Genomic DNA, 10,146 nt, shown 5'->3' on the forward strand with positions numbered 1-10,146 from the left:
GATTACACTCAATGCACCATTATAGTGCAAACAAGGATTCAGCCGCACATGATGCCAGGGCAACTGTTCGATCATCTGCTAACGGCCATTGTCGTGGTCGACACACAATGGCGTATTTTGTACGCCAATGCAGCCGCTGAGCAGCTGATGCACCAAAGTGTCCGCCGTTTAGTTAACCAGCCGCTCACAGAACAGCTCCAACATGCCAGTGTGGATTGGTCACACATCGTCAGTACCACACAAGCCGGACAGAGCTTGACCGACAGTGATGTGACTTGGGTGGTCGACGGTCAACCACAAAAAGTCCAACTTAGCGCGAGTCCGCTATTTGATGACCCAGACGGCGGAAAAATCCTGCTCGAAGTCAATGTGGTTAGCCAGCAGCAACGGATCAGTAAAGAGCTCGCCCAAAAAGCACAGCAACAAGCGGCCAAAGAATTAGTCCGAGGATTAGCGCACGAAATAAAAAACCCGCTCGGTGGCTTACGTGGCGCGGCACAGCTGCTGGAAAAAATGTTGCCCGATGCGAGCTTGGCCGAATACACCCAAATCATCATTGAACAAGCGGACCGGCTGCGTAATCTCGTCGACCGACTACTGGGCCCGCAGCGTCCGGGGCTGCGACAAAAGCAAAATATTCATGTGGTGCTGGAAAAGGTCCGTCAGTTAGTCAATCTCGACACGCAGGGCGCGGTCGATATCATTCGCGACTACGACCCTAGCTTGCCGGATTTTGACATGGATCCCGAACAACTTGAGCAAGCGATTCTCAACGTGGTGGCCAATGCTGCCGACGCGGTGCGCGAGCAAGCCGATGGACAAATTACCTTGCGTACACGCACAGGGTTTCAAACCGTGATTCATGGCATGCGTCATCGTGTCGTGGCACAAATCGAGATTATCGATAATGGGCCGGGCATCAGCCCCGAGCTACAAGACACCTTGTTTTACCCTATGGTCACCAGCAAAGTGAACGGAAATGGCCTCGGGCTTGCGATTACCCACCACCTCATTGATCAGCATAAAGGAAAGATTGAGGTTAATAGCTGGCCAGGGCACACCTGCTTTATCATCCAATTACCGATTATTGAAAAGGACACCACGCATGAGTAAAGGAACCATCTGGATTGTTGATGATGACAGTTCCATTCGTTGGGTCATGGAGCGCACCTTAAGCGCCGCCAATTTAGCGTGCCAGACATTTTGTGATGCCGACAGTGTGTTAAGCGCACTCCGCGAGCAAACACCCGATGTGTTGGTCTCCGATATCCGCATGCCGGGCACGGATGGGCTCGCCCTTCTCCATCGTGTTCATGAGCAACATCCGGATTTGCCAGTGATCATTATGACCGCACACTCAGATTTGGATGCCGCGGTGAATGCTTACAAAAAGGGCGCATTCGAGTATCTGCCGAAGCCATTTGATATTGATGAAGCCCTAGCCTTAGTCGAGCGTGCACTGGCACATCGCAAAGAGCAGCAAAAGCAGCAAACCACCCAGCCTTCTCAAGCGGACATGCCAGAAATCATTGGTGAAGCGCCCGCCATGCAAGAAGTGTTTCGCGCTATAGGTCGTCTTTCTCGTTCATCGATTTCAGTCTTGATTAACGGTGAATCTGGCACAGGGAAAGAGTTAGTGGCGCAAGCATTGCACCGCCATAGCCCCCGCGCTGACCATGCTTTTATCGCCCTCAACATGGCCGCGATTCCCAAAGATTTGATTGAATCTGAACTGTTCGGCCACGAAAAAGGCGCCTTTACCGGTGCAAACTCGGTGCGCCAAGGACGGTTTGAGCAAGCCAATGGCGGCACGTTATTCCTCGATGAAATTGGCGATATGCCACTGGATGTGCAAACACGTTTGCTGCGTGTGCTGGCCGATGGCCAATTCTATCGCGTCGGTGGTCACGCCGCCGTGGATGTGGATGTGCGGATCATCGCCGCCACTCACCAAGATTTAGAGCGCTTGGTGGCCGAAGGCGCATTTCGAGAAGACTTGTTCCACCGCCTGAATGTCATTCGCGTCCATTTACCGTCTCTTAAAGACCGACGCCAAGATATTCCGCAATTGTGTCAGTATTTTCTCGCCCGCGCCGCGGAAGAGCTCGGTGTCGAAGCCAAACAGCTCCATCCAGATACCAAAGCCATCATGAGCCAACTACCTTGGCCGGGGAATGTGCGTCAACTAGAAAATACCTGCCGATGGTTAACCGTCATGGCCAGTAGCAATGAGGTCTTACCCAGCGACTTACCTCGCGAGCTGCTTCATCAGCCCACCCGCCTCGCTGAGAACGAAGAGCAAGACTGGCAGCACGCATTGGCGCAATGGGCAGAGCATGCGATTGCCAGCGGCCAACACGGCATTTTGCAACAAGCACTGCCGAGTGTTGAGCGCATATTGTTGGAGTCAGCACTGGCACACACCCATGGTCACAAGCAGGATGCAGCGAAAATACTCGGATGGGGACGAAATACACTCACCCGTAAGCTAAAAGAGCTTAATATTGAGTCATGACTCATTATTAAAACTCAAACACTTTGAACCTCTGCTAAATTTAATAACAGCGATTGGGGTACAATCCGCCAATTGTGTTGGGTTCTTAAGAAGAGTTAAGTTGTTGTACTAATGAGAAACATGCGTCCCCTTTCGATTCGAGCAGCTGTCATGTTACCCGTGTTTCTCCTACTCACGCTGACACTGATTGTGATCGTTTTTACAATCAACAATCATTACCAGTCCAGTTCGCGTTTCGTCGGTAAGTTACTGCTTACCGACTACTCTCAGGGGATTGAGCAGGACTTACGTCAATACCTCGAAAATCCGTTTTACGCCAATGTCTTTGTCGCTGACAGCGTGGCAGCGTGGGCGAAAGATCGCAATCCCACCCCACAAGACATTCGCAATTACTTGCTCAACAGCTATACCTCCCTTTTTCAAGCCATGCCTCATATGCAGGTGTTGAGCATTGGTGTCGATGCCCGCGGCGACTATTACGGCTACCGCAAAAGCGCTAGTGGCCAATACATCCTCATGGAGCGCAGTGATGATACCGACCGCGCCTTGCGCATCTTCGATGGGCGTACGCCTTTATCCAATGTGATTTATCAAGACGGAGATTACGATCCCCGTGTGCGCCCTTGGTATATTCCTGCCTTTAACCGTGAGCAGCCACGCTGGACCGATATTTATCGCGATGCCGATGAGGTGGGAGAAGTCTCGCTCTCTGCCATTGCCCCCATCCAAATAAACGACAAAGTATGGGGCGTGGTTGCCAGCGACATTAAACTCACCGCTTTCAATCAGTTTTTAAGTGAGCGTCAGCAAAAGCTGGGCGGTGCCTTGTTTATTGTCGATAGGGAAGGGCGCATGCTGGCACACAGCGGCCAAGACAGCCCGACCAATATTCTTCATTTTCCCGGCGTTCCTAATAACTCAGTCCTCAACAATACTATCAGGAATATCTCTGATGACTGGCCTCCTGCACCCTCGCAATTAGGGCAGCCTTTTTATTTTAAGATTGCCGATCAGGGCAATTTTTACGGCACGATCAAGAAGGTAGATATGGCGGCACCTTTCCAGCACGACTGGTATGTGGTGGTAGCCTTGCCCGATCAGTTATTGCTGGAGAGCTTACTCAACCAACAAAAGATCAGTGTCTACCTGGTGATAGCCATGGCGCTAGTTGGGTTAATGGTGGTGTATTTGATTATTCGCCAGCTCACCCGCCCTTTGCGCGATACCGCGGAAGCTGCCGCCAAGCTTGCTTCAGGGAACCTGACGTATCGGATCAACACCTCTGCCAGTTTGCGAGAAATCGCCATTCTTAAAGATGCCTTTAACAACATGTCCGACAAAGTGCAGGACTCGTTCAATGCATTACGTCTACAGGTCCGTCAAGACAACTTAACCCGTTTGTACACCCGAGAAGGCTTATTAGAACAAGCCAACACCATCCGCTATCACGCGCCCAACACTTTAGTGATCCTCGGCATCAACGGGTTTCGCAACATCAACGACAGTCTAGGCCAAGACGGCGGCGATCAACTCCTGTGCACCATTGCTCAGCGCTTAACCGATCTCGCGGATGGCACTGGGATGTTGGTGTCACGGATTCGCGGTGATGAGTTTGCAGTGCTGGCCCCCAACACCACCAATCGCACTCAGTCAGAAGCCTTGGTGAATCAATTGCTCAGCCTGTTCAAGCGTCCGGTCAAAATCGGTAACGATGAGGTCTTGGTCGATGCATGTGCTGGGGTAGTCTTTGGCCACACCTTTGGCGATGCCATTTATGAAGGCTTGCAACACGCAGGATTGGCACTGAGTGAAGCAAAACGCAGTGAAACCGATGCCTATGTTTTCTTTGAGGCCAGTATGCAAGCGCGTGTCCAAGAGCAGTCGCGCTTGCTGCTCGAGCTTCATCATGCCGTACAGCACCATGAATTTGTGGTTTACTATCAACCTCTTGTGCGTCTTGTTGATGGCCGTTTCTGTGGCGCCGAAGCACTAGTCCGGTGGGAAAGTCCCAGTCGGGGCATGGTGTCGCCCGCCGAATTTATTCCGGTGGCCGAACAAAGCGGTTTAATCAACCAAATTGGTATGCAAGTGCTTGAACAGGCCGCGTACGATACCGTCGCCCAAATCGAAAAAGGCGTGTGGGCAGCGGATTTTCAGCTGCACGTAAACTTATCCGCCCGCCAGCTTTTATCCGCTGATTTTATCGATAAGTTGCAAGATGTCCTATCGCGTACCCGCTTGCCCGCCGATAACCTCACCTTAGAGATCACCGAATCTCAACTGATGAGCCACGAACAACTGGCGACATCGGGGTTAACTAAAATCCGATCGTTGGGCATCAAAATAGCCATCGACGATTTTGGGACCGGCTATTCGTCTTTGGCATACCTTCACCAGATGGCCTTTGATAGCTTAAAAATCGATCGCAGCTTTGTGCATTCGATGACTGAAAATGTGACCAACCAGCGCATCATTGAAGCCGTAGTAGCCATGACCCGTGGCATGGACGTCCACCTCGTTGCCGAAGGGATTGAAACCCAAGAAGAAGCGATTCGACTGCGTGAAATTGGCTGCCACTACGCCCAAGGGTTCTTGTTTGCCAAGCCGCTTCCTTTGGCCGAACTGCCAACAGAACGGGTAACGGATAAGCTCCCCACGCGATAGTTGTCACGTCATCGGCATACTGGCTACTGACGATGTGATGGTCAATCGCTATACTGAGCGCCAACTCACCTGCTGGGAACCGATGATGATAAGAAAAGACCTACCCTTGACGGACTTACACCGCCATCTGGACGGCAACATCCGTATCGAGACCATTTTAGATCTGGGGCAAAAATTCGCGATGCCTCTGCCGGCAACCAACATCGATGCGCTACGCCCACACGTGCAAGTGGTTGAAAACGAACCGGATCTGGTCGCGTTTTTGTCCAAGCTGGACTGGGGCGTCGCCGTGCTGGGTGATTTGGATGCAGTGCGCCGTGTGGCGTATGAGAACGTCGAAGACGCATTAAACGCACGCATTGATTATGCGGAACTACGCTTTTCGCCTTACTACATGGCGATGAAACATCAACTGCCTCTCGAAGGCGTGGTGGAAGCCGTGGTCGATGGCGTGCAAGCCGGTAGCCGTGACTTTGGCGTAAAAACCAACCTGATTGGCATCATGAGCCGCACTTTTGGCCCTCAAGCTTGTATGGCGGAGCTAGATGCCTTGCTGACCCAGAAACATCAATTGGTCGCCATCGATCTGGCCGGTGATGAGCTGGGCCAACCTGGCGATCAATTTACCCAACACTTCGCCAAAGTCCGTGCCAGCGATCTGCAAGTGACCGTGCACGCGGGTGAAGCCGCGGGTGCGGCCAGCATGTGGCAAGCCATTAATGAACTCGGCGCGACCCGAATCGGGCACGGGGTTAAAGCCATTGAGGATCCAAAACTGATGGACTACTTGGCCGAAAACCGTATCGGGATTGAAAGCTGCCTAACGTCGAACATTCAAACCAGTACGGTGGCGGATTTGTCTCAGCACCCGGTACGTCAGTTCCTCGATCACGGTATTCTGGCTTCGTTAAATACCGACGATCCCGCCGTCGAAGGCATTGAACTCCCGTATGAATACGAAGTGGCTGCCCCAGCTGCGGGCTTAACTACTGCGCAAATCCACACACTGCAAGAAAATGGCCTGACCATTGCTTTCTTGTCTGACAGTGAGAAAGCGGCACTGACCGCCAACGCCGCGGCCCGCTAATTTGCGAACCAAGCGACACAAAAAAACCGCCGTTTGGCGGTTTTTTTTGTTTAAATCACTCGCGAGAACTGTTGTTGGCGAGCCCTATCCCGTAAATAAACATCAAAACTCATACAGATGTTACGAATCAACATGCGCCCCGTTTTGGTCACAGCAATGCTGGTGTCGGTCAAGGCGACCAAGCCATCATCGACAAAACACTGCAAGAGTTTCAGATCCTCGGCAAAATAGCCATCAAAGTCGATGTCATACTCGGCCGCAATCTGGGCTTTATCCAAGAAAAAGTTACACATCAATGCTTTGATCACATCACGGCGGATCCGGTCATCGCGCTCTAGCATCACGCCTTTGCACAATGCATGGCGCTCAGCATCCACTTGCTGATAATACTGCTTCATGTCCTTTTGGTTTTGGGCGTAACAATCGCCAATCATCGAAATTGCCGACACCCCCAACCCCAGTAAGTCACAATCACCTTGCGTGGTGTAACCTTGGAAATTGCGGTGTAAACGCCCTTCGCGCTGAGCGACAGCCAATTCATCATCGGGCAGAGCAAAGTGGTCCATGCCGATAAATTGGTAGCCAGCATCGGTTAATGTGGTGATGGTCTCTTGCAGCATAGTCAGCTTGGCATCTGGCGATGGGAGGTCGTCGTCTTTAATTTTGCGCTGCGCAGCAAACAGCGATGGCAAATGCGCATAATTAAACACCGACAAACGTCCCGGACGCATCGCTAGCACTTGCTCTAAGGTCTTGGCAAAACCCGCTGGCGTTTGTGTGGGTAAACCATAAATTAAATCAAGATTGGTGGACCGAAATCCCAGCTCACGCGCACGCTCAACCAAGGCGTGGATAAAGTCTTCGTCTTGCTCTCGATTGACCAACTGCTGCACTTTTTTATCAAAGTCCTGAACGCCAATGCTAATACGGTTAAATCCCTCACCGCGCAGATGATCAAGCATGTCCAATGGAATTTCACGCGGGTCCACCTCAATGCTGATTTCTGCCTCAGCCTCAAAGTGAAACTCTTGACGCAACAAGTTCATCAAACGGGATATTTGCGGTTTGGTTAAAAATGTCGGCGTCCCTCCACCCCAATGCAATTGAGTCACGCGACGCGTGCCCAGCAAAAACGCGCGCTGGCGAATTTCATGCTCTAGCGCATCCAGGTATTCATCCGCTTTATGCTGATGGCGCGTCACCACTTTATTGCAGCCACAGTAATAGCAAAGCTTATGGCAAAACGGGATATGCACGTAGAGCGATAAGGGCCGGTCAGGATACTGGCTACAGGCCATATCAAATTCAGCGGCCGTAAAGGCTTCGTGAAATTCTAACGCGGTAGGATACGAGGTATAGCGGGGCCCTGAATAGTTGTACTTATTGATAAGGGCTTGATCCCAAATAACTTGTGGTGAGGACATGGCTTACAATTCCGCAAAGAGCGCTCAGGACAACAGCGCCTAGTGTGCCACAGCTTTTGGTGATGTGTTGAGCACTAACCGGCGCTAGCGATGCGAAAATGTCGGTGAGATCGAGTTTCGCCCAATAATTATAGGGGTATTGCGCGGTCAGAAGATAGACCGCGCGACTGGCTTTAATGGGTCAGGATATGATCGGGGATATGGCGACCGCCCGTAAACGCAAGAATCTCGGCCAACTCGACCTTGATCGCTTGCTCAAGGCGCGCTTCGTGTTTCGCCCGTTCTAGGTCAAACTTCATACGCTCTTTCTTTTTCAGCGCACTGCGAGCCTCGCCGCGTGGGGTATCTTTCACCGCCTCATACAGCTCAAACAAAGCGGGATAACGGCTATCAAACTCGACCCGTTTATCGCCTTGCAAATGATCCATGATCATATAGAGCCGAATCGCCGCTTCCGATAAATCACACTGATCGTTAAGTGCAGCAAACGCAATCACGTCGACACTCTCGACAATTTTATCGTTGCGCTTGGCAATTGCAGCCTCTTTTTGCTGCGCTTGTAAGGTGTTTTGGCGTTTTAATTTAGCCAGCAACACCCCCGCATAAATGGATAGGCCGAGAATAATTAATCCGCCTAGTCCGGCTAATACCCAGATCCAATCCTGCACCTGTTACTCCTCGTTAGTCGTCCTGTTGTTCAAATTTCGCCAGCAGGTCGTCTTCATCAGTGTCGTCGTCATTGAGTAAACCAAGCTTATCCATCAGCACTTCAATGCGATCGAGCTTCTCATCCACATACGCTTGCAGACCAGAGCCTAACTTCTCACCGTTTTCGATACGATCCAACAACACATTCAGTTGAGGGTCTTGCTCGAGTTTGGCAAGCTCTTGCTCAGGCGTGAGTTTAGGCTGCTTTGGTTTCACCGCATCCGTCCCGAGTGGGATAGGCTTTTTACTGCCAATGCGTGGGTCTTTATTACCTCCGCTGCGGCGCGTTTGCGTTTTACTTTCTTCCGAATGACGCGAGCCGGCTTTTTTACCTTTGCGCTTTTTCTGCTTTTTCAGCATGCGCGCAATGCGATCTTGTTCATTCTGATTTTTATCTACGTATTGCGCCGGGCCTTCCGATCCTACGCGGCGCGTTTTCTTTTTACGCGTCATGACAGTGGTTTCCTCATTAAAATTACGTCGTTGCCAACAAATTCAAGCGCAAGGCCCGATTGTGCGGCTAAAAACTCAAAAGTATGACGGCTAAAAAAGCTCACGTGTGTGGGGTCATTTTTGTAATGCCAACGTGAGAATGCCGCTTGGTCTGTGACCAACTTGGTCATCAACCCAAGCCATCCACCGGGCTTTAGCATGGCTTGCCATTGTTGCCAAGCCACGTCGGGTTGATAAAAGTGTTCGATAGCTTCTGTACAGGTAATAAAGTCATACTGCGTCTCTAAGACCTGTGCATCTGGCGCATAGAAGGGATCATAGCAGGCCATCGTGTGCCCTGCGTCAGTCAGCATTCTCGCCAATACCGGCCCCGGTCCACAACCAAAATCGAGCCCGTAAGCATGTTGGGGTAACCGTGTCATTAACGGTGTGAACAGGCGGGACAGAAAACGTTTATAGCCTTCATCCTCAGCATGGTTTTGGTGTAAGTCGTAAATCGCCTTCTCGTCATCTGCCGATAGCAACGCATCACGGTCAACGAAGACTAACTCACACACTGCACACTGGAAGTATGCTCGCTGTTTATCACTATGGTAAGGGTGTACGCCTTGGTGCGCACATAATGGGCAATGCTGCATATCATTCTTCAATGCCAGAAGCTGGCGCGAATGTAGCAGAAAGTGGGTCAATAAAAAAGCGACAGGCATAAAGCCTGTCGCGGTATCGCCTGAGCGATATAAGCGGGTGTCGTCCGTCCTGGTACGTCTTTCGTCCCTGCTTGATGGCGCTGTGCGCCCTTTGTATCAACGTCCTGTTGCTGTGGTGGCTACCTGCCTAACAGTCGCATCCTGCGTCCTTGTCATCATGACAACCACGGCACTGTCCTCGTGCATCACACTCCTTGTGCTAACGCGCTCCATGCGCACCACCGTGGTGGCGTCACCTTCCTAGCGTTTTTCCCGCGCTCCATGCGGGGGATGCATCAACGTCCTGTCGATGGGGATAGAATACTACAACCATGGTCATTGCCTAGAATTGCAGCCATAAAAAATGAACACAAAAACAACCTAAAAAGTTAAATTACTGAATAATATAACTATATTTTATTGTCTCGCATAGATTATATCTATTTTCACGGCAATCTATGGGCGATCTCTTACAAAAAAAGTCGCTCTTTTCGCGGTGCAGCCATCTGCGTCAATAGGGTCAGGTGCGTGGAGTCGGTTCGTATGAGTAAAAAACCGAAGGCAAACGCTAAGCGGGTAAGACGTCAGGCAACATCGAGTAGGGTGAGG

8 protein-coding genes are annotated in these 10,146 nt (G+C 51.1%); 4 read left to right on the plus strand and 4 right to left on the minus strand.

The genetic code is table 11. The features are described from left to right. The first annotated feature begins 48 nt into the window (after positions 1-48). From glnL to add, 4 genes are all read left to right on the plus strand, one after another. Complete coding sequence (glnL, locus tag BGK46_RS16850) at positions 49-1,113, plus strand: nitrogen regulation protein NR(II) (RefSeq protein WP_069591252.1); 1,065 nt, start codon at positions 49-51, stop codon at positions 1,111-1,113. Continuing rightward, positions 1,106-2,515 carry a nitrogen regulation protein NR(I) gene (gene glnG, locus BGK46_RS16855; protein ID WP_069591253.1) on the plus strand — a complete coding sequence of 470 codons (1,410 nt, stop codon included), beginning with the start codon at positions 1,106-1,108 and terminating at the stop codon, positions 2,513-2,515. The genes glnL and glnG overlap by 8 nt, the downstream gene beginning before the upstream one ends. Before the next feature lie 120 nt (positions 2,516-2,635). After that, on the plus strand, positions 2,636-5,179 hold the full coding sequence (locus tag BGK46_RS16860; protein ID WP_069591255.1) for a bifunctional diguanylate cyclase/phosphodiesterase: 2,544 nt from the start codon (positions 2,636-2,638) through the stop codon (positions 5,177-5,179). A gap of 85 nt (positions 5,180-5,264) precedes the next feature. Beyond that, complete coding sequence (gene add, locus BGK46_RS16865) at positions 5,265-6,266, plus strand: adenosine deaminase (protein WP_069591274.1); 1,002 nt, start codon at positions 5,265-5,267, stop codon at positions 6,264-6,266. Positions 6,267-6,316: 50 nt separating this feature from the next. Here add and hemN read toward each other — a convergent pair whose 3' ends face one another. The 4 genes from hemN to BGK46_RS16885 all read right to left on the minus strand — a co-directional run bounded on the left by hemN (position 6,317) and on the right by BGK46_RS16885 (position 9,489). Then, entirely contained in the window at positions 6,317-7,690 is a 1,374-nt protein-coding gene (hemN, locus tag BGK46_RS16870) for an oxygen-independent coproporphyrinogen III oxidase (RefSeq protein ID WP_069591257.1), read from the minus strand. 173 nt (positions 7,691-7,863) lie between these two features. After that, positions 7,864-8,358 (minus strand): DUF2489 domain-containing protein, encoded by a 495-nt coding sequence (locus BGK46_RS16875; protein WP_069591259.1) that lies wholly within the window; start codon positions 8,356-8,358, stop codon positions 7,864-7,866. A gap of 13 nt (positions 8,359-8,371) precedes the next feature. Further along, a complete protein-coding gene (gene yihI / locus BGK46_RS16880) occupies positions 8,372-8,851 on the minus strand; it encodes a Der GTPase-activating protein YihI (protein WP_069591261.1) in 480 nt (159 codons plus the stop codon). Further along, positions 8,848-9,489: a class I SAM-dependent methyltransferase gene (locus tag BGK46_RS16885; RefSeq protein WP_069591276.1), complete on the minus strand. Its 642-nt coding sequence runs from the start codon at positions 9,487-9,489 to the stop codon at positions 8,848-8,850. The genes yihI and BGK46_RS16885 overlap by 4 nt, the downstream gene beginning before the upstream one ends. Between the last annotated feature and the right edge of the window lie 657 nt (positions 9,490-10,146).

This window comes from Salinivibrio sp. SS2, from assembly GCF_001722075.1.
GTDB lineage: Bacteria > Pseudomonadota > Gammaproteobacteria > Enterobacterales > Vibrionaceae > Salinivibrio > Salinivibrio proteolyticus.